The sequence below is a fragment of the Castellaniella sp. genome (assembly GCF_049671645.1).
GTDB lineage: Bacteria > Pseudomonadota > Gammaproteobacteria > Burkholderiales > Burkholderiaceae_B > Castellaniella.
On record NZ_JBATVG010000008.1, the window covers coordinates 47,712 to 70,745 of the forward strand.

A 23,034-nucleotide genomic window follows, 5' to 3' on the forward strand; every position below is an offset into this window, starting at 1 on the left:
TTAGTTTAACAGGCGGCAATCAGTGTTCATGCTCCTGCAGCACCAGGTGCGCCATGCCGTCCTCGGTGGCGATGCCCACGCGTGCGCCGATCGGCAAGGTCGCCTTGACCTTGACGTGGCCGACCGGCAGGCCGGTGACGACCGGGACCTTGACTGTCTTGCGCAGCCAGGCCACGACGGCGGGCAGGTCGTAGCCATTGTCATGCGGCGCCAGACGGTAGTCGGTGAAATGCCCCAGGACGATCACGCGCTGCTTCTGCAGCACGCCGGCATGCCACAGCTGCGTCAGCATGCGTTCGACACGGAAAGGATGCTCGGCGATGTCTTCCAGGAACAGGATGCCGCCCTGGACATCCGGCAGATACGGGGTGCCCACCAGGGACGCCACCATGGCCAGATTGCCGCCCCATAGAATGCCTCGCGCATCGACCGGGTCGGCATCGGGGGATTCGAAACTGAGGATTTCCAATTCGCCGGACAGGGTTTCCTGGAACAGCGCCTGGGTCAGGTCGTCCACCTTCTTGCCGCCGAAATCGTACAGGGCGGTGGGGCCGGCCAGGCTGACGGCGCCGGTCTGCGCCAGCAGGGCCAGGCTGAAGGCCGTGAAATCACTCTGCCCGACGAAGGTCTTGCCGCTGTCGGCCACGGCCCGCCAGTCGATGAAAGGCAGCAGGCGGCTGAGCCCGTAGCCGCCCCGGGTCGCCATGACCACCGGATGTTTCTGCTTCAGAGCGCGCTGGATGCAGGCCAGGCGCTGTTTGTCGGTACCCGCGAACCGTTCATGCACGGCGCACGCGGTGCGATCGACCGTGACGCGATAGCCCATGGCCTTCAGGCGCTGGACCGACAGATCCAGCGCGGCCGGATCGGGCACGGCGCCGGACGGCGAGATCAGGTAGATGCCGGACGGGGCTTCATGGCGATGGACGTGAGATTCCCCGTCCGGGCAGGCCCAATGGGTGTGCTCGGCATGATGCGCGCCTGCGTCAGCCGGGGCCGATGCGGGCTGCGAGGGCTGGCCGTGTTCAAGGGATGCCGGGGCAGGAGAGGCTTTTTTCATGGTCGATGAGTCAGGATGAGCAAGAGAGGTTGCCGGATGGGCGACCCCCGGACGAGCGGCGTCTCCCGCAGGCGCGTCACCCTTGCGAGCGGCGCGCGCGGCCTGGCGCCGGGTGCGGAAGAAAGCGCGCAGCAGCTCGCCACAGGCGTCGGCCCGGATGCCGCCGCGCACGGCGGCGTGGTGATTCAGGCGCGGCTGCCGGGCAAGATCCACCACCCCGCCGCAGGCGCCGGTCTTGGGGTCGGCCGCGCCATAGACGATTTCCGCCAGCCGGGCGTGGAACATGGCGCCCAGGCACATGGCGCAGGGTTCCAGCGTCACGACCAGGCGAGCGCCGCTCAGGCGGTAATTATCCAGGCGGCGGGCAGCCGCCCGCAAGGCCACGACCTCGGCATGCGCCGTGGGATCGCAGTCCAGAATGGTACGGTTATGGCCGACAGCCAGCAAGCGGCCTCCGGCATCCAGCACGACGGCCCCGACCGGAACTTCGCCCAGATCCGCCGCCAGGCGGGCCTGGGCCAGCGCCAGGTCCATGGCGGCGGCATCGTCCAGCGCCGGCTCAGTCCCGTCGGCCCCGACGGGTTCGGCGCAGGCCGCCGCATCGGGCGCCGGCAACGGATTCTGTCGGGATCGGGAATGACTAGCCACGATACGTCCGCGCCTTGAGCACGATCTTGGACGCCAGGCTTTCCACGGCGGCTTCCAGCCACTGATAGAGCTCGGCGTCTTCGCCGAACCGCGCCTGGTTCAGATTGGACACCCGCCCGTCTTCGATGAACCCCCAGGCGCGGCTGCGTTTTTCCTTGTGGCGCGGGTCCCAGACGCCGAAGGCCACGCCGCCGGATCGGCGGATCAGGGAAAAGCACGGAATGTCGGTGTAACCGTCGCCCACGAAAATCATCTGATCGAAAGGCACGCGCAGCTTGTCGGCATCGACCTTGCGATTGACCTCGAAGGGTTTGTTGCGCGACTCCGGCCCGATCATGCCTTTCTGGATATGGAACAGATAGCGCGTCTTGTCCGTGAAGCTGACGATGCGGCGCGGGAAATCGATGGCGCCGACCCGGTCGTAATGAAACTCGGACGCCCAGATATCGGCGAACTGTTCCGCGATCGGCGTGCTGCGCAGAACGTCGCCGATGCCGCTGGAAATCAGGTAGAACTCCAGTTGCACGGTGGGGTGCGCCTGATGCAGCCGCGTGCGCAGACGGTCGAACAGCGTGGCGACCCCGTCATGCAACGGCAGATGCCGCCCCCAGTCCAGCAGGCGTTCGCGGGTGATGGGGCCCTGCGGGCCCGTGCGGGACAGTTCCAGCATGCGATACAGGTAGGCGGGAACGGGATCCCAATCCTGCTCGCTGAGCAAGGGCCCCACCCGGTCGCGCCAGAAGGCCTCCACGTCCACGCCCAGATGCTGCAGGAAACCGGAGGTGCTGTCCGGCGCCAGGGTGTCGTCGAAATCGAAAACCAGAGCAATCACGTCGGCCATGAGTCATTCCATCCGATGTTCGGCCAGTCGGGCCAGCGATGCCAGCGCGCCCGGCAAGGCGCCGGGCAAGTCCTCGGCCAGCAGCCCCCAACCCAGTTGATCGGCGGCCAGGCCATGCAGCCAGACGGCGGCGCAGGCGGCCTCCCAGGCTGGCATGCCGGCCGCCAGCAAGCCCGCGACGCAACCGGCCAGCACGTCCCCCGCCCCGGCCGTGGCCAGGGTGGGCGGCGCATTGTCGTTGATGGCGCAGCGCCCATCGGCAGCGGCGATCACGGTGTCGGCGCCCTTGAGCACCAATACGGCGCCGCAACGCTGCGTAGCCGAACGCGCCCGGCGCAGCTTGTCGCCGGACGACGGAAACAGCCGGGCGAATTCGCCCTCGTGCGGAGTCAGCACGCATTGGGGATGCAAGGCATCGAACAACACATCGGGCTGGTCGGCAAAGACGCTGAGCGCATCCGCATCCAGCACGCACGCACGGCCCGTCGCCAGCAAACTCAGCACGTGTCGCCTGGCGGCCTGCGAGCGTCCCAGTCCGGGGCCGATCAACAGCACGTTGCGCCGGGAGTCGGCCAGCGTCTGCTCCAGCCCCTCGTCCGAGGGCAAGGACTCGACCATCACGGACGTCAGCGCCCCCGCTTGGACGGCCCAGGCCTGCGGCGGGACGGCCAGCGTCACCAGGCCGGCGCCGATGCGGGCCGCCGCCAGGCAGGCCAGGCGGCTGGCCCCCAACATGACGGCGCCGCCGATCACCAGCACATGGCCGCGCCGGTATTTGTGATCGCCCGCATCCGGCCAGGGAAAGCGCGGCAGCCACAGATCGGGGCCGTTGGCCCAGACCTGGGCGGCGATCGGCCCCAGCACGGCAGGCGGGATGCCGATGTCGGCGCAGCGCAGTTCGCCGCACAGCGCCCGGCCGGGCAGCAGGAGATGCCCCGGTTTGCGGCGGAAAAAAGTGACGGTCAGATCGGCCCGGATGACGGCGCCCGGACACTGGCCGGTGGCGCCATCCAGGCCGGTGGGCACGTCGATCGCGCACACTGGCACGCGCGCGGCATTCACCGCCTCGATCAGGGCATCCAGCGCGGCATCGGGGGCGCGGCTGAATCCTGCGCCCAACAATGCGTCGACGATCAGCCCCGCTCCGGCCGGAGACGTCGGATCGGCGGATTCCACCGGCCCCGTCCAGCCCTGGGCCGCCCAGGCCGCATCGCCGCGCAAAGCTGTGGCATCCCCCATCAGAGCGACCCGCACCGGCCAGCCGGCCGCCCGCAAGCGCTGGGCGACGATGAAGCCGTCGCCCCCATTATTGCCAAGGCCGCACAGCACCAGTACAGGCGCGCAGCTCCAGCGATCCAGGATCGCCTGGGCGACGGCTGCGCCCGCCGCCGCCATCAGGCGACGGCCGCCGATACCGGCGGCCATGGCGGCCTGATCGGCCGCCGCCATCTGGGCGGGGCTGAGCAAAACGCAGGCGTCGACGCTGCGGGTGGTCATACCGCCTTGACCGCCCGCTGGCGCAATTCGAACTTCTGGATCTTGCCGGTGGAGGTCTTGGGTAACTCGCCGAAGATCACCAGACGCGGCACCTTGTAGCCCGCCAGATGGGCTTTGCAATGCGCCACGATATCTTCGGCGCTGACCTGCGCATCGGCCTTGAGTTCGACGAAAGCGCAGGGAGTTTCCCCCCAGCGCTCGTCGGGCCGCGCCACGACGGCCGCCGCCAGCACGGCCGGATGCCGGTACAGCACATCCTCGACCTCGATCGAGGAAATGTTCTCGCCGCCGGAGATGATGATGTCCTTGGAACGATCCTTGATCTTGATGTAGCCATCCGTATCCATGACGGCCAGATCGCCGCTGCGGAACCAGCCGCCGGCAAAGGCTTCCTGGGTCGCCTGCGGGTTCTTCAGATAGCCCTTCATGCAGATATTGCCCTGGAACATGATCTCGCCCATGGTCTGGCCGTCGGCCGGGACCGGCTGCAGGGTCGCCGGGTCCAGGACCTTCGCCGCCTTTTCCAGATGGTAGCGCACCCCTTGCCGGGCATTCAGGCGCGCACGCTCGCCGATGTCGAGCGCGTCCCAGTCGTCGTGCTTGGCGCAGACCGTCGCGGGCCCGTAGACTTCGGTCAGGCCATAGACGTGGGTCAGATCGACCCCCAGGGATTCCATGCCCTCGATCATCGATGCCGGCGGCGCAGCCCCGGCCACCATGGCGCTGATGCCGGCGGGAATCCGTTCCTGCAGCGCCCGCGGCGCATTGACCAGCATGCTGTGCACGATGGGCGCGCCGCAATAATGCGTGACGCCATGGTCCACCATGCGATCGATCATGGCGGCGGCGTCCACCCGCCGCAAGCAGACGTTGACCCCGGCGCGGGCGGCCACCGTCCAGGGAAAGCACCAGCCATTGCAATGGAACATGGGCAGCGTCCACAAATAGACGGCATGCTTGGGCATGTCCCATTCCAGGATATTGGACACGGCATTGATGGCCGCGCCCCGATGATGATAGACGACGCCTTTCGGGTTGCCGGTCGTGCCACTGGTGTAGTTCAGGGAAATCGCGTCCCATTCGGATGACGGCATCGGCCAGGCGTATGCCGGATCCCCCTGGGCCAGCAGCGCCTCGTAGTCCAGGGATCCGATGGATGCGCCCGGGCCATCGTACTGCGGATCATCGACGTCGATGACCAGGACGGGCTCGGTGTTCGTGCGCAGCGCCAGCGCCTGCGCCATGACGCGGGAAAACTCCCGGTCCACGACAACGGCGCGAGCTTCTCCATGGTCCAGCATGAAAGCCAGCGTCTGGGCATCCAGGCGGGTGTTGAGCGTATTGAGCACCGCGCCGCACATGGGAATGCCGAAATGAGCCTCGACCATGGCCGGGGTGTTGGGCAGCATGACGGCCACCGTCTGGCCGGGGCCGATGCCCCTGCCCGCCAGCGCGCTGGCCAGGCGCCGGCAGCGCTGGTACAGGCCGGCCCAGGTGAGCCGGATGGCCGACGCACCCAGGCCATGCACGACGGCCAGCCGCTGCGGGTAGACCTCGGCGGCGCGCTCCAGATATAGCAGCGGCGTCAGGGGCGCGAAATTGGCGGCGGTCTGAGGCAGGTCCTGATCGTATATCGAAACCATGGATGTCTCCTTCGGGATGAGGTCATTTTAGCGGCGCGGCGCGAAAAACCACCTGCGCCGGCGCAAACCCTCAGGGATTCCAGACCCCGCCGGCGCGCCGGGTCGGATGCCGCACGGCATGGCGGATGATGGACTCGTCACGCGGGAGCACCAGTGTCAGCGACCGGCGCGCGCGAGTGGCCCCGGTGTAGAGCAATTCGCGCGTCACGAGAGGCCCCGGGCGGTCCGGCAGCACCAGCACCACCCGGTCGAATTCAGACCCCTGGGATTTATGCACTGTCAGGGCATAGGCGGTTTCAGCGTCCGCCAGGCGGGCCGGAGACACCCAGCGCACCGTGCCCTGCCGGGCGCCGGGAAAAGCCACCCGCAGGCGGCCTCCCGGCCTGCCGGGGGCCGGGACGGGCAGTGCCAGGCCCATGTCCCCATTGGCCAGGCCCAGAGCGGGAAGATTGCGGCGCACCAGGACGGGCTGCCCCGGATACCAGAGGCCGGAACCGGACGGGATCAGGCCGGCGGCCTGCAGACGCGACTCGATCAACTGATTCAGGCCTCGAACCCCCCAGGGCCCCTGGCGGACTGCGCATAGAACCTGGAAGCGTGTCTGCATGCGCAGCAGCTCCAGCGCCCACTGGTCCCAGTGCGCCGATGGCGCATCGGCGGCAGGCCGATGCGCCTGCATGTAGGCGAAGATCGCCGGATATGCCGTCTCGGCCAGGACTCCGGCATCCCGCAACCAACCTTCGGCGGCATCCGGCCCGATCGATCCGCCCGCCTCGGCCATGGCGACGCAGTTCAGATCCGACAGCCCTGCGTGCAACAGGGCGTCAACCTGCGCAACCCGGCCCCGATTGACGGCGTCGGCGAACCGGCCGATACCGCTCTCCATCCCGAAGCGCATGCTGCGTCGCAACATCACAATCGCCTGATCCAGGGCGGTCCCGCCCGGGTCCGGCCAGCGCACAACATCGGCCTCCACCCCGGCCAGGGCGGGGTCTGCGGCGGCGGCCAGCAGGTCTTGGCCGCACAACGCCGCCAAGCGCTCGCAGGTGTCCCGGGTATAGTGGCCGCCCTCGGCGCGGGCGCAGAGTTCCCCCAGCACCGCGCCCGCCTCGACCGAGGCCAACTGATCCTTGTCCCCCAACAGCACCAGTTGCGCCGCGGCCGGCAAGGCCGACAGGACGGCATCCGCCATCTCGATGTCCATCATCGAGGCCTCGTCGATCACCAGCACGTCCAGATCCAGCGGCCGGCCGGCATGATGGCCCATGCGCCGGGTGCCCGGCCGGCTGCCCAGCAGGCGATGCAGCGTCACCACATGGGACGGCACGCAGTCCAGCGCGGCGCGCAGTTCCGGTCCGCCTGCGCGGCCTAGTTCCTGCAGCTTGCCGGCGATGGATTCATTGAGGCGGGCGGCCGCCTTGCCCGTGGGCGCGGCCAGGCGGATGCGCAGCCCCCGCGCCAGGCCCCGGGCCTGGGCCAGCCCCTGCAGCACGGTCAGCAAGCGGACCACGGTCGTCGTCTTGCCGGTGCCCGGCCCGCCGGTGATCAGGCCGAAGCGCTGCCCCAGCATCACGCCGCAGGCCAGTTTCTGCCAATCCAGCGGCGCGCCCTCCTTGGGCGGAAACAGGCGATCCAGCCATTCTCGCGCCAGCGGCGGATCCGTCAGCGCCTCCGTGGCCGCGCTCAGACGCCCGGCGATGGCCCGGCGGATGCGTTCGCCGGCCCGCCAGTAGCGGGCCAGGTACAGGCGGGCGCCATGCAGCACCAGCGGCTCGTCGCCCCGGCCGTCGCCCACGAAAGGGGCCGCCGCCAGTTGCGCCAGGCATTCATCCAGCGGCAGCGGCAGCCGGTCTGTCACGGCCCGCAGGTCCAGGCACGGATGACCCTGGGCCAATTGGGCGCAGCACTGCATGGCCAGGCGCACCGCGGTTTGCGGCGAGTCCGGGCACTGTTCGAGCAGCAGGCGGCCGAAGGCGACGTCCAGGTCCTGGACGGCATCGGTCTGCCCGTAGGAAAGCCACGCCGGCCACGCCGGGGATCGCTCAATCATGCTCGGCTCCCGCGAACAGGGCGTCCAGGGATTCGACCAGATCCTGAGGCGGACACAAGGACAGCAGCCCCTGTCCAGGCGCGTCCTGGCCACGCAGGAACATGTAGACGGCCCCGCCCATATGACGCTGATAATCGTAATCGGGCAGCCGCAGGCGCAGTTGCCGGTGCAGAGCCAGCACGTACATCAACATCTGCACGTCATATCGGGCGGCGCAGGCAGCCTTCCGCAGGAACGGCGCGGCGTAGTCGGCCAGGCGCGGCCCCAGGTGATTGGATTTGTAATCGATCAGGTAGTAGCGCTCCCCGACCTGGAAACTCAGATCGATGAAACCTTTGAAAAGGCCGTTCAGGGCCTGCGCCGCCAGCGCCGGACGCGGGGTGCCCTGGAACACGCCCTCGGTGATCCGACGGTCCAGTTCAACCACGGAAACCTGCCGCACCGGCAGCCAGAATTCCATTTCCGGCAGGCAGGCCTGCAGGCGGTCCAGCCGGATGCGCGGATCGCCCGGCAGTTGCGGCTGCCACTCGGCCTGCGAGAAACGCGACAACCAGTCGTGCAGGACGTCGATCTGCGATTCCCAGCCGCGCACGGCGCAGCGGCGCGCGATCATGTCCCGCATCCCGTCGAGGTGGCGAAACCGCCGCTGCGCCGCCCATTCCAGCAGGCCATGCAGGAACGTGCCGGCCTCGCTGCCCCGGGGGAAACCGGACAGGCCCGCCGGCTGCGAAGCCGCATCCTCCGCCTCTTCAACCCTGTCGTCCGGCGCACGCGCCCCGGCCGACAACCCTTCCGGCGGCACGGCATCCTGGCGAATGTCGTACGGCGCGTCCGACGCGAAGGCCTGCGCCCCGAGGCCGCCCTGCTCTTCCCGCAACACGTCCTCCAGCGCCGTATCCGGCGACCTGTCCGGCCGTCCGGCAGCGCGCGCGGGCCGATCCGCCAGTTCCAAGGCGGAATAGCTGGCGATCCACCAGGGGTTTCCCACGACGAACCCCGACAGCCGTCGGGCGGGGCCGATCTCATCGGGCCGGGGCGATTCCGGCGCGGCGGCGGCGCCCTCCGGCCGGCCGGCATCCACCGGGTCCGGATCCCAGGCGAATTGCTCCGGATGATCCCCGCAGCGCCGGTCCCAGACCTGGCGCACGTCGCCGCCCAGCACGTGCGACAGGCCGCTTTCGCGGCCAGTGTCGCCCAGCGCCACCCAGACCGCATGCCGGGCGCGGGTCAGCGCCACATAGAGCTTGCGGGTTTCCTCGCCCAATTCCTCGCGCTGCACCTGCCGCGCCTGCTCGGCATCGAGCTGCAGCAGCCATTGCCGCCGCCCTTCCCAGTGCAGGGCCTGCGGCCCGGTCTTCGGTTTCGCGGAACGGCCGCGACAGACGAACGGCAGGAACACCAGGGGATATTCGAGTCCCTTGGATTTGTGGACCGTGACGACGCGCACCAGCGCCTCGTCGCTTTCCAGCCTCAGGCGGCGGGCGCCTTCGGCATCGGCGTCGGCGTCCAGGAATTCACGCTGTCTTTCCAGATAATGCAGCAGCGCTTCTTCGCCATCCAGTTGCACGCTGGCCTGCTGCAACAATTCGGCCAGATGCAGGCAATCAGTCAATTGGCGTTCGCCGGACGCGCCCTGGGCCAACAGACGCGACGGCACGGAGAAATCATGCAATAGCTGACGCACCATCGGCAGCACGCCGCGCTGCCGCCAGCGCCCGTGATAGAACTGGAACCGTTCCACCTGATCGTCCCAGGCCCACTCGTCTTCGGCCAGCATCGCCAGGCGGGAGATGTCCAGTCCCAGCAAAGGCGTGGCCAGGGCCGCCCGGATGGCCTGCTCGTCGTCCGGGTGGGCGCATGCGTTCAGGACGAAGCCCAATTCCAGGGCGACCCCCGATTCGTATACGGAACGCCGGTCGGACAGGTAGACGCTGCGCACGCCCAGTGCCATCAACGCGTCCCGGATCAGTCCGGCCTCGTCCCGGCCATTGACCAGAATGGCCATGTCCGAAGGCTGGACGGCCCGCAGGCCCTGCCCGGACCGGAATCCGGCCTGCCCCTGGCGCCCCAGGCACAGCCAGTCGGCCACTTTCCGGGCGCAGGCCTGCGCCGCCTGGGCGCAATAGGCGCCGACCCCCAGAGGCCCGTCATCGTCGGCCCCGACCCAGGCGGCCTGCAGGGCGGCCGGCGCGCGACCGGCGATCGTCCAGCATTCATCCCGGCCTTGTGCCCGCACCGGATGAAAGGCGATGCTTTCCCCGTCCAGGCCAGTCGGAAAGACGGGTTCGCCGCCCTGCCGGTCGAAGCAATGATTGACCGCCTGCACCAGTTCGCTTGCAGAGCGGTAATTGCAATCCAGGGTCTGGACCCGATCTCCGCAGGCCTGTGCCGCCTTCAGATAGGTCTGCACGTCGGCGCCCCGGAAACCGTAGATGGCCTGCTTGGGGTCGCCGATGAAGATCAGCGTCGTCAGGGGCTGCGGCGCCGCGACGCGGTAGATCCGGTCGAAGATACGGTATTGGATGGGGTCCGTATCCTGGAACTCATCGATCAGCACCACGGGGAACTGCTGCCGCAAGGTCTGCGCCAGAGGCTCGCCTCGCGCGCCTCGCAGGGCGGCGTCCAGCCCGGTCAGCAGGCCGTCGAAACCCATGGCGGCGCGCCGGCTCAACGTCTGCCGCAGACGATCCGCCATCCAGGACAGCGCATGCCGGCGCGCCGGCAACTGAATGGTCGGCAGATCCCGCAGGGCCTGCTTCAGCTGCTGCAAGGCCAGGCTGGCCGCCGGCGGTTCCGGCGCCGGGCCGTCTCCCTGCCAGCGATCCCGCAAGCCTTCGGGCACGAGCGCGTCCCAGGCCGTCTTGCTAAGCGCCGGCTCGATCTGATCCGGCTGCGCGGCCCAGTCCCGCAGGGCCTGGAGCCAATTGCCGCCATCGTTCGAGCGGATCTTGATCTGCTTGTCCCGAGCCGCCAGCCAGGCCTGGAAGGCGTCCGCCTGTTCGGCCCAGGGCGCTTTCAGGACCTGCAGGGCGGCCCGACGGTCGGCCTGCGCCCGGTCGCAGACCTGCGCCAACGTGTCGTCCGCGGGCGGCGGCAGGCCTTCCTGGGTCAGCACGGGAGACAGAGACTGGTGCAACGCATCCGGCGTGGCCCAGACCGCCAACAGCTCACCCAGGGCGCGGTCGTCCAGCGCGGCGACGCAGGCCCGCCAGTAATCCCAGGCGACCTGGCGCTTGGCCTCGTTCAGATCCGTCAGCAGTTCCTGTTCGAACTGGCTGGCGCTGTCGAAAGCGTGCTCCTTCAGCACCCGGGCGCACCAGGCGTGAATCGTGGAAATGGCGGCTTCGTCCATGGACTGCGCCGCCAGGTCCAGGGTGCGGGCGCAGGCCGGCCAGAGATCTTGCGGATAATCGGCTCGCAGCGCATCCAGGAACGGGTCTTCCAGCGGCGCAACGGTACCGGATTGCGCCCCGCCGTCGGCGAAACCGGCCGCCGCCTCGGACAGGCGACGGCGGATGCGGTCGCGCAATTCCTGCGCGGCCGCATCGGTGAAGGTCAGCACCAGGATCTGCCCCGGCAGCTGGGCCGCCTGGCCGCCGTGCCCCAGAACCAGGCGCGCGTACAGGGCCGCGATCGTCCAGGTCTTGCCGGTGCCGGCGCTGGCCTCGATCAGGTGGCTGCCCTGGAGCACGAAGCGCAGAGGGTCCACCTGGGGCGGCTCACGCGGAGCCAGGAGTGGATCGGCCATCATGTCGAACGCTTCCTTGAGGCGCGCTGGCGGGTATCCGGCAGGCTGTCGGACAGCGCGCCGTACAGAGTCCGCGCCAAGGTGAAGAACTGCCGGTCCCCCGCAAGGGATTCGAAGTCGGGATGGCAGCGGCGCAGATACAGGTCCCGCTCGACCGTCCGCGCATAGGCATCCCGGGCCGCCTGCCAGGCGTCGCTGTCTTCCTGCGGATCAGCCCCCGAGCGCAGCCAGGCGCCCGCCGCGTTGATCTCCACCGGCAGCGCCGCCCGCAGGCCCAGTCTCCCGCACTGCAGCCAGTCCCGCCAGATCGCCTGGGCGGCATCCGCCGACAGGGGCGCGAAGCTCGCCTGGCCTTTGGGGCTGATCAGCAGCGTCGCCAGGGACCGGCCGCCCAGCGCGTGCGCCGCCACATGTTCCACCCACGCCCCCAGCAGCGCCTTGAAGCGATAGCGGTTCTTGTCGTCCACCAACTGGCTGGCCTGCAGCAGCACGCGACACCAGTCGCCCTGATCATTGCGCCGCCAGCCGGCCAGAGTGTCCTCGAAAGCGCCGTCATCGCCTGCCGTCTGCAGGCGCAGGGGTTCCACCGCCTGGACCGGCCAATCCTCGCAGGCCTGGACATAGGCCGCCAGCGGTTGGTCCAGTGCGCGGCGCAGGGCGTCGGCCGCCACGCGCCCCAATGCTCCGTCCACCAGGTCGCCGCGGCGGCGCAGACGCCGCAACCCCTGTTCGACGGCCTCTCCGATGCGGGGCGCCAGAATGTCCTGCCGGGCGTCCTGTTCCGCGATGCCGCTCTGCGCCGCCGCGGCCGCGTCCATCAGCTCCTGGCACGCGCGCCAGCGTTCGAGCTGATCGAGCACATAGGGCTCGTCCTCGTCGAGCGCCGCCCCCGCGTCCCGAAAACTGATCTGCAGCCGCTGCTGGAAGAAATTCCGGATGGGATGCGCCAGGAAGGCGCCCAGCCGGCTCAGGGTCAGGGGCGCCTCGGAGGGCGCCGGCGGCGGCAGATCCGCCGCAGCGTCCATCGGAGCCGGCGCCTGCCCGGCGGCCGCCTGCCGCGCGGCGCGCCACTCGACGGCATAGGTGAACAGGCCCTGCGGGCCTGATGCCGGCTGCACGGGGAAATAACGCCGGCTGAAGGGCTGCAGGGGATGGCGGCAGGTCAGCGCCTCGGCCAGCGACGGATTGGCATCCGCACTGCGCCATCCCCGGTCCAGATGCTCGCGCAACTGGGCTACCAGCACCGACGGCGGCTGCTCGGCGTTGTCCTGGATGCTGTGGCCGACCCAGGAGATGCTCAGTTGCTCGCGCGCCGACAGCAGGGCCTCCAGGAACAGGTAGCGGTCGTCCTCGCGCCGCGACCGGTCGCCCGACCGGGGATGGGTGGCCATGAGATCCATGTCGGACGGCGGCCGGATCCGGGGGAAGGCGCCGTCTTGCATGCCCAGCAGGCAGACGCGGCGAAACGGGATGGCCCGCATCGGCATCAAGGTGGCGAAGGTCACGGCGCCGGCGAAGAAACGCTGGGACAGGCCGCCCTGATCCAGCCACCCCAGGCAATGCTCGGCCGCGATGGCCGAGGGCAAGGGTTCCTGCAGCTCGGCGGCCTGGCAGTGCTGCAGCCAGTCCTGCAGGCCTTCGCGGAAACGGTTCAGGACCAGAGCGTCGCCATCCTGGTCCGGGGTGAAGAAATCGTCCAGCAGCGCCTGCAGGCAGCCGCCCCATTCCGCGGGAGGAGCGGGCTCGCTCAGCCGCTGCCAGTAATGGTCCAGAGTATCCAGGAAATGGGCCAGCCCCCCCAGGACGGCGGCCTGCAGCCCCGCGGGTTCGTCGTACGGTTCGATGTCCCGCCAGGCGGGCGCGTCGGCGCCGGCCGCGTATCCCAGCAGCATGCGCCGCAGGCCGAAATCCCAGGTATGGCGATGCGCCGCTTGCGGACTCTGGTCCAGCTCGAACGCCCCCCGATGATCCGCATGCAGCCCCCAGCGGACCTGCGATTCCCGCGCCCAGACCTGCAGCAGCGGCAGATCCTCGACCGCGATCCCGAAGCGCTGCCGCAAGGCGGGCACTTCCAGCCATTCCAGGACCTCGTTGATGCCCAGGCGCAGGCGCGGCAGCGACAGCAGCTGTTCCAGCACGATCACCAGCGGATCGGCGCGACGCGAACTGCGGTCCGCCAGCGCATACGGAATGTGGCGCCAATCGCGCGGGCCGTACAGGCCGAACACGGCCTGGATGTGCGGCGCATAGGCCTCGATGTCGGGCACCATCACGATCACGTCGCTCGGCTGCAGCGCGGGGTCGGCCTGGAAGGCCGCCAGCAGCTGGTCCTGCAGGATCTCGACCTCGCGCTGGGCGCTGTGGGCGACCTGGAAGCGGATGGATTCGTCGCGCAGGGGGTCTGCCGCCGGCCAGAGCTCGCGGGTTTCGGACAGCGGCCGCAGATCGCGGATGTCGTCCTGCAACTGCGCCAGCAGGCTCGCGCCCGGCACGGCCTCGAATGCGTCGATGCGCCGGTGCAGGATGGCGAAATGCGGGTCCCAGCGGGCCCGCTGGGCAGGGTCGTCGAAATCATCGAGCATGCCGATGTAGTCGCGCCCCTGGCGCCCCCAGGACGCCAGCAGCGGATGCGTCTGTTGATGCAGGGCTGTGTCATCCAGGATGTCGGGCATGCCCGGCCGGCGCGTCTGGCGGCGAAAACGCGCTCGCAGCAGATCCCGGTCGCCCAGGATGTCCGCCCAGTAATGGGCACAGGGGTTGTGGACGCAGACCAGAATCTGCGCCCAGCGAGACAAACCCGCCAGGGCCTCGAAGGTCTGGCGGGGCATGGCGGAGATGCCGAACACGAGGATGCGGCGCGGCAAACCGGCGGGACGGTCCGCCGCATCGGCCGCCAGCACCTTGGACATGAAGGATTCATGGATGGCGGCGCGGCCGACGAGGCCCGCGCGGCCATCGGCCGCACCGGCCTGGGCGCCCAGGTCGTCGAGCAAAGCGCGCCACAGGTGGGCCTGCCAGGCCTGCGTGGCGGGCAATTCCCGCATCTCGCCCCGGCCATCGGGCAATACGGCGCGGCCTTCGGACCAGGCTTGCAGCCAATCGGCCCGATAGACCTGATATTGATCGAACAGATCCGCCAGCCGGCCGGCCAGTTGATACCGCTTGCGCACGTCGGTGTCATCGGCCAGGAACTGCTGCAACACGGCATATTCAGGCCGATCCAGCACGGCCGGCAACAAGCGCATCAGGCGCCAGACCAGAGCGTCCTTGTCCAGGGGAGAGTCTTCGGGCACCGCGCCGGCCCCCAGCACGCTGCGGTAGGCCTGCCACATGAAACGCGAGGGCAGCAGGAAATCCAGGGCCGCCGCGACACCGCCATGCTCGTCCCGGGCCAGCGCCAGGCGCAGCCATTGGGCGATGCCGTTGCTGTGGACCAGCAGGCATTCGTTTTCCAGCGGGGCCAGCGGACTATGCCGCATCCAGGCCACCAGGACATCGCGCAACTGTTCGGCCCGGTTGCCATGCACCAGCACCAGACCTGGCATCAGTTCCGCAGCCGGTTCCCGCATTCGCACCTCCCGTCCTCAACAGCAGCATGATACGGGATCCGCGCCGCAAATCCAGTTGCCCGCCCAGACCCCGTTGGCAATTGCGGGTATCCTTGACAGGTTTCGTATCGTACGCCCCGAGGCTGTCCATGAGCGCAGTTCCCCCGATCCGTCCGGCTTACCAGACGGCATCCTCCCAAGCGGAAATCCAGGCCAACCTGGCCGACATCCGGCACAGGATCGCTGCAGCCTGCGCCCGCGCCGGCCGCGACGCCGCCGACGTGCGGCTGCTGCCAGTCAGCAAAACCGTGGACGAATCCCGCATCCGCATGGCCTATGCGGCCGGCTGCCGGCTGCTGGGCGAAAACAAGGTGCAGGAAGCCTACGGCAAATGGGAAACCATGAACGACCTGACGGACCTGCATTGGGCCGTCATCGGCCACCTGCAGACCAACAAGGCCAAATTCGTGGCCCGGTTCGCGCAGGAATTCCAGGCCCTGGACAATCTGCGCGTCGCCGAGGCCCTGGACCGCAAGCTGCAGGAAGAGGGCCGCAGCCTGGACGTCTTCGTGCAGGTGAACACGTCGGACGAGGACAGCAAATTCGGCCTGCCCCCCGATCAGGTGCTGGATTTCGCCCGCGCCCTGCCCGCCTACGGCAGCCTGCGGGTGCGCGGTCTGATGACGCTGGCGCTGTTCTCCTCCGACGAGAACCACGTGCGCCCCTGCTTCGTGCTGTTGCGTGATCTGCGCGACCGGCTGCGCCAGGACGCGCCCCAGGGCGACGCCTTCGCCGAACTGTCGATGGGCATGTCGGGGGACTTCGAATGGGCCATCGAGGAAGGCGCCACCACCGTGCGCGTGGGCCAGGCGATCTTCGGCTCCCGGGCGCTGCCCGACAGCTACTATTGGCCCGAAGGCGCCCAGGCGAAATGAGCGGCCGCGCGGCCGGCTGATCCGCGCCGCGCCGGGCTTCGCCTCGGCCCCAGGGCTCCGGGAGGATTCATACTTTTTTCACATTTCGTCCACGGTTGCGCCGCAGTCCGTCCGTAATCTGTACCCATCGCCGCACCACTTCGGTCCGGCTCATCAGAAGGACACCGACTATGACGATCCACGCTCCCCGCTCTCTTTCCGCCCTGGCTCTGGCGGCCGCCATCATCGCCGCGCCGCTGGCCGCCAGCGCGGCCCCCGGCCCGCAACCCGAAGGCATGCGCGCCCACCAATGGGCCGGCCACCAAGACCACCAGATGCGCGGGCGCCACGGCGACCGCTGGCTGCGCGGCCTGGACCTCAGCCAGGACCAGCAGGACCAGATCTTCAAGATCCGCCACGACCAGGAACAGGCCGTCTATGACCAGAAAAAGGTCCTGAAGGCGGCCGCCGGCACGCTGCGCGATGTGGGCCGCGCCGATTCCTTCGACGCCGCCAAGGCCAAGCAGGCCGCCGACGCCTTGGGCCAGGCCCAAGGCCAACTGGCCCTGCTGAGGGCGCAGTCCATGGCGCAGATCCGCGCCGTGTTGACGCCGGAACAGCGGCAGAAACTGGCGGAACGCCATCAGCGCAAGGACAAGGGCGAAGCCAAAACGACGAAATCCTGATCGTCCGCGCGCCGTTTTGCACTGCGAAGGCCCCTCCGGGGGCCTTTTTCGTGCGGTTGCAAGCACCAGGGCGAACACTGCGGACCGCCTTGGCTTGTCCACCTCGCCGCTTGCAAACGGCTAGGATTCGTCAGGCACCTGGCAGTCCGCGGTGGACTGCCAGGTGCCCGGCCTCATCCGCTGAACAAAGTCCCCACCGACTGGAAATGCTTGCGGTAATAGGGACTATCCAGGGAGTCGATGCGTACCTGCCCCCCCGACGAAGGGGCATTGATGAACCGTCCATCGCCCAGGTAGATGCCCATGTGGGAATTGGGCTGACCCAGCGTATCGAAGAACACCAGATCGCCCGGCTGCAGCCTGCTGTGGGAAACCGGCCGGCTCAGCTGCGCGATCTGGTCGGTATTGTGCGGCAGCGCCGTATGCGTCGCCGTGGCGAACACGTATTTGACCAGGCCGCTGCAATCGAAGCCCCGAGCAGGACGGGCGCTGCCGTAGCGATATTGGGTATCCAGCAAGCTGAGCGCCGTCATCACGACTTCGGTGCGTTGAGCCGGATCGATGGGCGCCAGCGTCCGGGCGGTGCGCCCTGGTCCGGCAGGCCCGGCGCAGGCCGCCAGGATGGCTGTCAGCCCCATCACCAGCCACAGGCGCGATGCGGCTGGCAGCCGCGCCACGGCCTGTCGCAATGGACGCGACATCCCGATCAGACGCTGCTTAATAACAAAAATGTCCATGCTTATAATGTGGAGACATATCGGACACCCCATACAACACCGAGGAAGCAGCATGAATACACGCCACGGACCCAGGCCAGCCCTGGGATGGAAGTCCCTCTTGGCAGGTTGCCTGACTTTATCCGCCTTGTCCACTGCCCAGGCCGACGCGCTGCTGGACCAGGGCAAACAGATCTATACCCAGGGCATCGAAGGCGTCCCGGCCTGCCTGGCCTGTCACGGCGCGCAGGGCGAAGGCTCCACAGCCGCCAATTTCCCCTACCTGGCGGGCCAGAGCGCCGCCTACCTGCAGGAGCAACTGCAGTCACTGGCCGATGGCGGCCGGCAAAACGCCATCATGAAGCCGATTGCCTCGGCGCTCTCGGCCCAGCAGCGACAGGCCGTGACGGCCTATGTCGTGTCTCTGCCCCGCCCCTGGGACCCGGTCAAGCTATCCGCGCTGGCCCAGACCTACCCCGATGCCAAAGATGCCGGCGCCTGGCTGGCCAATCGCGGCGACTGGTCCAGGCAAGTGCCCGCCTGTACCCAATGCCACGCCGCGGGCGGCGTGGGCGTGGGCGAACACTTTCCAGCCATCGCGGGCCTGAGCAAGACCTATATCGTCGAGCAATTCAAGCTCTGGCGCCAGGGGCAGCGCCCCAACGGGCCAGGCGAACTGATGGGCGACATCGCCAAACGGCTGGATGACGCGCAGATCGATGCCGTCGCCACCTATTTCGCCGGTCTTCCCCAGGCCGCCGCCACCGGAGCCCAACCATGAAACCGACGCCTCTTTGCCTGCGGGCCGCAAGCGTTCTGGCCGGCCTCGCCCTCCTGGCCCTCCAGCCCGTCCATGCGGCCGCCCCCGCGCCGCAATTCACACCGCCGCCCGCCGATACGATTCCCGATGGACCTTTCGGCGACGCCGTGCGGCGCGGCCAGGACATCTTCCTGCACACCGGGAAATTCGCCGCGGACTATGTCGGCAATTCTCTGAACTGCTCCAGCTGCCACATGGACGCGGGCCGCCAGGCGGGCGCCTCCCCCCTGTGGGCCGCCTATGTGCTGTACCCCGCATACCGCTCGAAAAACGGTCACGTCAATACGCTGGCCGAACGCCTGCAAGGCTGTTTCCAATTCAGCATGAACGGCAAGATGCCGCCTGCGGACGGCGACGCCATCGTCGATCTGGAAAGCTATATGTACTGGATGGCCCAGGGCGCCCCTACCGGAGTCAAGCTGGCCGGACAAGGCTTCCCGGCGCTGGCCGATCCGGCCCAGCCGGCGGACTATGTGCGCGGCCAGAAAGTCTTTGAACAACAGTGCGCCCTGTGCCATGGCGCGCAAGGCCAGGGCCAGCACGATGTCACCGGCCGCATGGTCTTCCCCGCCCTGTGGGGGGATGATTCCTTCAACTGGGGCGCCGGCATGCATTCCATCAGCACGGCGGCCGCCTTCATCCACGCCAACATGCCGCTCAGCCAAGGCGGCAGTCTCAGCGAGCAGCAGGCCTGGGACGTGGCGTATTTCATGAACGCCCACGAACGCCCCCAGGACCCGCGCTACAAGGGCGACCTGCAGGCCACGATCAAGGATCACCACGGCGGCAAGAACGACCTGTACGGCCAGAAGGTGAACGGCACAGTGCTGGGGGCGCAATCCACTGCGGCCGGCGGCCGCCTGACGGGACACGGCGCCAAAGCCATGTAATCACGCGCCCGGCCCGGCCCCCGACCCGATCTCCGGGGGCTGTGGCGCGTCATGGGGCGTCGACAGGCAGATCCAGCCGGTAGCCGACGCCGTACACGGACCGGATCAGGTCATCATCGGGCCGCACATCGGCCAGCTTGCGGCGCAAGTTCTTCACATGGCTGTCCACAGTGCGGTCGGTGACGACCCGATGATCATCGTACAAGCCGTCCAGCACCTGGTCGCGGGTGAAGATCCGCCCCGGCTGGCTGGCCAACAAGGCCAACAGGCGGAATTCGACCGGCGTCAGGTCCAGGGCCACGCCATCCAGGCGCGCCTGCCAGGCATCGACCTGGACCACCAGGCCGGACGTCTGCGTCTGCGCCGCAGGCGGCGCATCGAACCGCCGCAGCACGGCCCGCACCCGGGCCACGACCTCGCGGGGGCTGTAGGGCTTGCAGATGTAGTCGTCGGCGCCCAGTTCCAGGCCCAGCAGGCGGTCGATTTCCTCGGTGCGAGCCGTCACCATGATCACCGGAATGCGGGTCTTGGCGCGAATGTCCCGGCAGACGTCCAGGCCGTCGCGTCCGGGCAGCATCAGATCCAGCAATACCAGATCGGGCGCCCATTCCATCACCGCATCCATGACCTGCAAACCGTTGTCCACCCAGCGGACGGCATAGCCGGCCGCCTCCAGATACGCGCGCAGGACTTCAGCCAGTTTGGGCTCATCTTCGACGACAAGAATATTCATGCGGTTTCCTCGGTCATGTCATTGGCCGGCCAGTGGATCCGGATGGCCAGGCCGCCCAGATCGGACGCCGACGCGCTGATCCGCCCATCGTGCGCTTGCACGATATGCCGGCAGATCGCCAGCCCCAGGCCTGCGCCGCCATGCTGGCGGCTGCGCGAAGCCTCGGCCCGGTAGAGGCGTTCAAACAGCCTGGGCAGATGCTCGGCGGCGACCCCGGGGGCCGTATCGGCGACCTCCAACAACAGGTCCCCCTCCTGACGACCCGCCCGCACCCGCACCCGGCCGGGACGGTCGGTATAGCGCAAACTGTTTTCCAGCAGATTGCCCACCAGCTGCGACAGGCGCCGGACATCGCCCCGCAGGCGCAGCCCCGGGGCCACCTGCACGTCCAGCGCCAGGCCGTGGCGATCGAAACGATCCCTCACGGCATCCACGGCCTGCGACACCACCGCCCCCAGATCGACGATTTCCATGTGGTACGTCAGGGCTCCGGCATCGGCCAGCGATAATTCATACAAATCGTTGATCAGTTCGCTGAGCTGGCCGACTTCATGCGCCAACGAAGACAGCGCCGCCTGATCCAGGGGCCTGAGGCCGTCCTGAAGCGCTTCGATCTCGCCGCGCAACACCGACAGCGGCGTGCGCAATTCGTGCGAAACGTCGGCCATCAATTCACGTCGCCATTGCTCATGGCGCTCCAGGCTATGGGCCAGCCGGTTGAAATCCCGGGCCAGGCGGCCCAGTTCGTCGAGCGCCCCTACCCGCACGCGCGTCCGATAATCGCCGCCGGCCAGCCGGTGGGTGGCCTGGGCCAGGCGCCGCACCGGCACCAGCAGAATCCTGGCCAGCAGCAGGCTGACCAGGGCCGCCAGCAGCACGGACAGGCCGACGATCACCCAGGTCGCCCGCAATTGCCTGGCCTGGAACTGCTGATCGATGTCGTCGTTGACCACGCGGGGCATGAACGGCGGCGTCAACAGCCACCCCACGGTCCGCCCCTGAGCCACGATCGGGACACGGCGCAGGCCGCGCGCGCCGGCATCGGCCGGCACCCGGGGCCCCGCCAGCCAGTCGCCCTGGCCGTCCACCAGCGTCACCCGAAGCGGAGGCTCGCCGTGGCCGCGATCCTCGGGCAGGTCGCGTCGCGACAGCCTGAGGCTGCGCCACCAGCGGCCATGGCGGTCCGCCAGAAACTCCCAACTGCCCGATTCCGCATAATCCGTCGCCAGCAACTGGGCCAGCGCGTCCAGGCGCTGGTGTTCGCGTTCCTGGACATAATCGTCGAAGCCGCTGTCAAAACTGACCCGCACCGCAACGCCCATGGCCAGCGCCACGACGATGCAGCTTGCCAGAATCGCCAGAAACAACTTGAAGGTGATACTGGATCGCACTGATTTCTCCGCTCATCCGGGTTACGCTAGGGAGTTTTCGACATTCCTTCGCATCATGCCAGAGACTTCAGCCCCACCTGCGACCACCGCCCCGGCCAACCCGGTCATCGCCATCCGGAATCTGAGCAAGACCTATGCCTCGGGGCATCAAGCCCTGAAACACATCGACCTGGACATCCGGGCCGGCGAGATCTTCGCCCTGCTGGGGCCCAACGGCGCGGGCAAGACCACGCTGATCAGCATCGTCTGCGGCCTGGTCAATCCCAGCACAGGCACGGTTCAGGTTGCCGGCCACGATATCGTACGCGACTATCGGGCCGCCCGCTCCGCCATCGGACTGGTGCCGCAGGAATTGACGACGGACGCCTTCGAGACCGTCTGGGACACCATCCGCTTCACGCGCGGCTTGTTCGGCAAGGCCCCCGATCCCGCCGGCCTGGAGCGCATCCTGCGATCCCTGTCGCTCTGGGAAAAACGCGACAGCAAGCTGATGGCCCTGTCCGGCGGCATGAAGCGGCGCGTGATGATCGCCAAGGCTTTGTCGCACGAGCCCGCCATCCTGTTCCTGGACGAACCGACGGCGGGGGTGGACGTGGCCCTGCGCAAGGACATGTGGAACATGGTGCGTTCCCTGCGCGCAACGGGGGTCACGATCATCCTGACGACCCACTACATCGAGGAAGCCGAGGAAATGGCCGACCGGGTCGGCATCATCAACCAGGGCCAGTTGCTACTGGTCGAGCAGAAATCCAGCCTGATGCGCCAACTGGGCCAGAAAGGCCTGACGCTGCACCTGCAAACCCCCCTGTCCCGCATTCCGGACAGCCTGAGATCCTGGCCCCTGGACCTGGCCGAGGGCGGGCGGGCGCTGCACTACCGCTATGAATCGCCGCAGGCGGGCGCGGACGTTCCCGCCCTGATGGCGGCGCTGCAGGCCGAGGGGCTGCTGCTGGCCGATCTCGACACCGAACAGCGATCCCTGGAAGACATTTTCGTCGATCTCATCGGAGGACCGGCATGAACTGGCCTGCCATCTATGCCATCTATCGTTTCGAGATGGCCCGCACCGGACGCACCCTGATGCAAAGCATCATCGCGCCGGTGATCTCGACCTCTCTGTATTTCGTAGTGTTCGGCACGGCCATCGGATCGCGCATCCAGCAGGTGGGCGACGTCAGCTACGGGGCCTTCATCGTGCCCGGGCTCATCATGCTGTCACTGCTGACCCACAGCATCTCGAATGCGGCCTTCGGCATCTATTTTCCGAAGTTCACCGGGACCATCTACGAGATCCTGTCCGCCCCCATGTCGTATCTGGACATCCTGCTGGGCTACGTCGGGGCGGCCGCCACGAAATCCATCATTCTGGGGGTCATCATCCTGGCGACAGCCACGCTGTTCGTGCCGCTGCGCATCGACCATCCCCTGGCGATGCTGGCCTTCATGGTGCTGACGGCATTCACGTTCAGCCTGCTGGGGTTCATCATCGGCATCTGGGCCGACAATTTTGAAAAACTGCAATTCGTGCCGCTGCTGATCGTCACGCCCCTGACCTTCCTGGGCGGCAGTTTCTACTCCATCGACATGCTGCCTCCCTTTTGGCAGCAGGTCACGCTGCTGAACCCGGTGGTGTACCTGGTCAGCGGCTTTCGCTGGAGTTTTTTCGGCCTGGCCGACGTCAATATCTGGCTGAGCCTGGGGATGACGTCGTTGTTCCTGGCAGCCTGCCTGGCCATCGTCGCCTGGATCTTTCGCACCGGCTACCGGCTGCGGCCCTGAACCGCCCGGCCCGCGGATCGCGAGACCGGCGTGCCGCCCGGCCGGAAGACCGGCCGAGGCAGGACAGGGG

Annotated in this window: 16 protein-coding genes and 1 pseudogene; 6 read left to right on the forward strand and 11 right to left on the reverse strand. The window is 68.2% G+C overall.

Annotation, left to right across the window (positions count from 1 at the left end):
• Positions 1-19: 19 nt before the first annotated feature.
• From WBG56_RS02625 to recC, 8 genes and pseudogenes are all read right to left on the reverse strand, one after another.
• Positions 20-1,060: an LD-carboxypeptidase gene (locus WBG56_RS02625; protein ID WP_424265130.1), complete on the reverse strand. Its 1,041-nt coding sequence runs from the start codon at positions 1,058-1,060 to the stop codon at positions 20-22.
• Positions 1,061-1,153: 93 nt separating this feature from the next.
• A pseudogene (gene tadA / locus WBG56_RS02630) lies at positions 1,154-1,708 on the reverse strand (tRNA adenosine(34) deaminase TadA); the annotation flags it as partial.
• Positions 1,701-2,549, reverse strand: coding sequence for an HAD family hydrolase (locus WBG56_RS02635; protein ID WP_424264992.1), 849 nt, complete (start codon positions 2,547-2,549; stop codon positions 1,701-1,703). The gene WBG56_RS02635 and the pseudogene tadA, both read right to left, overlap by 8 nt.
• A gap of 3 nt (positions 2,550-2,552) precedes the next feature.
• Positions 2,553-4,046: an NAD(P)H-hydrate dehydratase gene (locus WBG56_RS02640; RefSeq protein ID WP_424264993.1), complete on the reverse strand. Its 1,494-nt coding sequence runs from the start codon at positions 4,044-4,046 to the stop codon at positions 2,553-2,555.
• Positions 4,043-5,689 (reverse strand): acyl-CoA synthetase, encoded by a 1,647-nt coding sequence (locus WBG56_RS02645; protein ID WP_424264994.1) that lies wholly within the window; start codon positions 5,687-5,689, stop codon positions 4,043-4,045. The genes WBG56_RS02640 and WBG56_RS02645 overlap by 4 nt, the downstream gene beginning before the upstream one ends.
• A gap of 70 nt (positions 5,690-5,759) precedes the next feature.
• Positions 5,760-7,739: an exodeoxyribonuclease V subunit alpha gene (gene recD, locus WBG56_RS02650; protein ID WP_424264995.1), complete on the reverse strand. Its 1,980-nt coding sequence runs from the start codon at positions 7,737-7,739 to the stop codon at positions 5,760-5,762.
• Positions 7,732-11,490 (reverse strand): exodeoxyribonuclease V subunit beta, encoded by a 3,759-nt coding sequence (gene recB / locus WBG56_RS02655; protein ID WP_424264996.1) that lies wholly within the window; start codon positions 11,488-11,490, stop codon positions 7,732-7,734. The genes recD and recB overlap by 8 nt, the downstream gene beginning before the upstream one ends.
• Complete coding sequence (gene recC / locus WBG56_RS02660) at positions 11,487-15,056, reverse strand: exodeoxyribonuclease V subunit gamma (RefSeq protein ID WP_424264997.1); 3,570 nt, start codon at positions 15,054-15,056, stop codon at positions 11,487-11,489. The genes recB and recC overlap by 4 nt, the downstream gene beginning before the upstream one ends.
• A 128-nt stretch (positions 15,057-15,184) precedes the next feature.
• Here recC and WBG56_RS02665 point away from each other — a divergent pair, with 128 nt between their 5' ends.
• Together WBG56_RS02665 and WBG56_RS02670 are read left to right on the forward strand one after the other, a co-directional pair.
• The gene (locus WBG56_RS02665) at positions 15,185-15,970 is read left to right on the forward strand and encodes a YggS family pyridoxal phosphate-dependent enzyme (RefSeq protein ID WP_424264998.1); all 786 of its coding nucleotides are present in this window, start codon (positions 15,185-15,187) and stop codon (positions 15,968-15,970) included.
• A 170-nt stretch (positions 15,971-16,140) separates the two neighbouring features.
• Positions 16,141-16,635: a Spy/CpxP family protein refolding chaperone gene (locus WBG56_RS02670; RefSeq protein ID WP_424264999.1), complete on the forward strand. Its 495-nt coding sequence runs from the start codon at positions 16,141-16,143 to the stop codon at positions 16,633-16,635.
• 173 nt (positions 16,636-16,808) lie between these two features.
• On the opposite strand, the gene WBG56_RS02675 is transcribed toward WBG56_RS02670, so the two are convergent.
• The gene (locus WBG56_RS02675) at positions 16,809-17,336 is read right to left on the reverse strand and encodes a C40 family peptidase (RefSeq protein WP_424265000.1); all 528 of its coding nucleotides are present in this window, start codon (positions 17,334-17,336) and stop codon (positions 16,809-16,811) included.
• An 88-nt stretch (positions 17,337-17,424) separates the two neighbouring features.
• On the opposite strand from WBG56_RS02675, the gene WBG56_RS02680 reads away from it, so the two are divergent.
• On the forward strand, positions 17,425-18,132 hold the full coding sequence (locus tag WBG56_RS02680; protein WP_424265001.1) for a c-type cytochrome: 708 nt from the start codon (positions 17,425-17,427) through the stop codon (positions 18,130-18,132).
• Positions 18,129-19,061 carry a c-type cytochrome gene (locus tag WBG56_RS02685; RefSeq protein WP_424265002.1) on the forward strand — a complete coding sequence of 311 codons (933 nt, stop codon included), beginning with the start codon at positions 18,129-18,131 and terminating at the stop codon, positions 19,059-19,061. Before WBG56_RS02680 ends, WBG56_RS02685 begins: the two co-directional genes overlap by 4 nt.
• A gap of 49 nt (positions 19,062-19,110) precedes the next feature.
• Here the strand turns inward: WBG56_RS02685 and WBG56_RS02690 are convergent, their stop codons facing one another.
• Together WBG56_RS02690 and WBG56_RS02695 are read right to left on the reverse strand one after the other, a co-directional pair.
• Positions 19,111-19,794: a response regulator gene (locus WBG56_RS02690; RefSeq protein ID WP_424265003.1), complete on the reverse strand. Its 684-nt coding sequence runs from the start codon at positions 19,792-19,794 to the stop codon at positions 19,111-19,113.
• Positions 19,791-21,185 (reverse strand): ATP-binding protein, encoded by a 1,395-nt coding sequence (locus WBG56_RS02695; protein WP_424265004.1) that lies wholly within the window; start codon positions 21,183-21,185, stop codon positions 19,791-19,793. Before WBG56_RS02695 ends, WBG56_RS02690 begins: the two co-directional genes overlap by 4 nt.
• Before the next feature lie 55 nt (positions 21,186-21,240).
• Here WBG56_RS02695 and WBG56_RS02700 point away from each other — a divergent pair, with 55 nt between their 5' ends.
• Entirely contained in the window at positions 21,241-22,206 is a 966-nt protein-coding gene (locus WBG56_RS02700; protein WP_424265005.1) for an ABC transporter ATP-binding protein, read from the forward strand.
• Positions 22,203-22,964, forward strand: coding sequence for an ABC transporter permease (locus WBG56_RS02705; protein WP_424265006.1), 762 nt, complete (start codon positions 22,203-22,205; stop codon positions 22,962-22,964). The genes WBG56_RS02700 and WBG56_RS02705 overlap by 4 nt, the downstream gene beginning before the upstream one ends.
• Positions 22,965-23,034: the final 70 nt, after the last annotated feature.

What these genes read in the sequence shown, in the direction of transcription:
- WBG56_RS02625 (WP_424265130.1), bottom strand. Translation starts at nt 1,060, where the DNA reads ATGAAAAAAGCCTCTCCTGCCCCGGCATCCCTTGAACACGGCCAGCCC.
- WBG56_RS02635 (WP_424264992.1), bottom strand. Translation starts at nt 2,549, where the DNA reads ATGGCCGACGTGATTGCTCTGGTTTTCGATTTCGACGACACCCTGGCG.
- WBG56_RS02640 (WP_424264993.1), bottom strand. Translation starts at nt 4,046, where the DNA reads ATGACCACCCGCAGCGTCGACGCCTGCGTTTTGCTCAGCCCCGCCCAG.
- WBG56_RS02645 (WP_424264994.1), bottom strand. Translation starts at nt 5,689, where the DNA reads ATGGTTTCGATATACGATCAGGACCTGCCTCAGACCGCCGCCAATTTC.
- recD (WP_424264995.1), bottom strand. Translation starts at nt 7,739, where the DNA reads ATGATTGAGCGATCCCCGGCGTGGCCGGCGTGGCTTTCCTACGGGCAG.
- recB (WP_424264996.1), bottom strand. Translation starts at nt 11,490, where the DNA reads ATGATGGCCGATCCACTCCTGGCTCCGCGTGAGCCGCCCCAGGTGGAC.
- recC (WP_424264997.1), bottom strand. Translation starts at nt 15,056, where the DNA reads ATGCGGGAACCGGCTGCGGAACTGATGCCAGGTCTGGTGCTGGTGCAT.
- WBG56_RS02665 (WP_424264998.1), top strand. Translation starts at nt 15,185, where the DNA reads ATGAGCGCAGTTCCCCCGATCCGTCCGGCTTACCAGACGGCATCCTCC.
- WBG56_RS02670 (WP_424264999.1), top strand. Translation starts at nt 16,141, where the DNA reads ATGACGATCCACGCTCCCCGCTCTCTTTCCGCCCTGGCTCTGGCGGCC.
- WBG56_RS02675 (WP_424265000.1), bottom strand. Translation starts at nt 17,336, where the DNA reads ATGTCGCGTCCATTGCGACAGGCCGTGGCGCGGCTGCCAGCCGCATCG.
- WBG56_RS02680 (WP_424265001.1), top strand. Translation starts at nt 17,425, where the DNA reads ATGAATACACGCCACGGACCCAGGCCAGCCCTGGGATGGAAGTCCCTC.
- WBG56_RS02685 (WP_424265002.1), top strand. Translation starts at nt 18,129, where the DNA reads ATGAAACCGACGCCTCTTTGCCTGCGGGCCGCAAGCGTTCTGGCCGGC.
- WBG56_RS02690 (WP_424265003.1), bottom strand. Translation starts at nt 19,794, where the DNA reads ATGAATATTCTTGTCGTCGAAGATGAGCCCAAACTGGCTGAAGTCCTG.
- WBG56_RS02700 (WP_424265005.1), top strand. Translation starts at nt 21,241, where the DNA reads ATGCCAGAGACTTCAGCCCCACCTGCGACCACCGCCCCGGCCAACCCG.
- WBG56_RS02705 (WP_424265006.1), top strand. Translation starts at nt 22,203, where the DNA reads ATGAACTGGCCTGCCATCTATGCCATCTATCGTTTCGAGATGGCCCGC.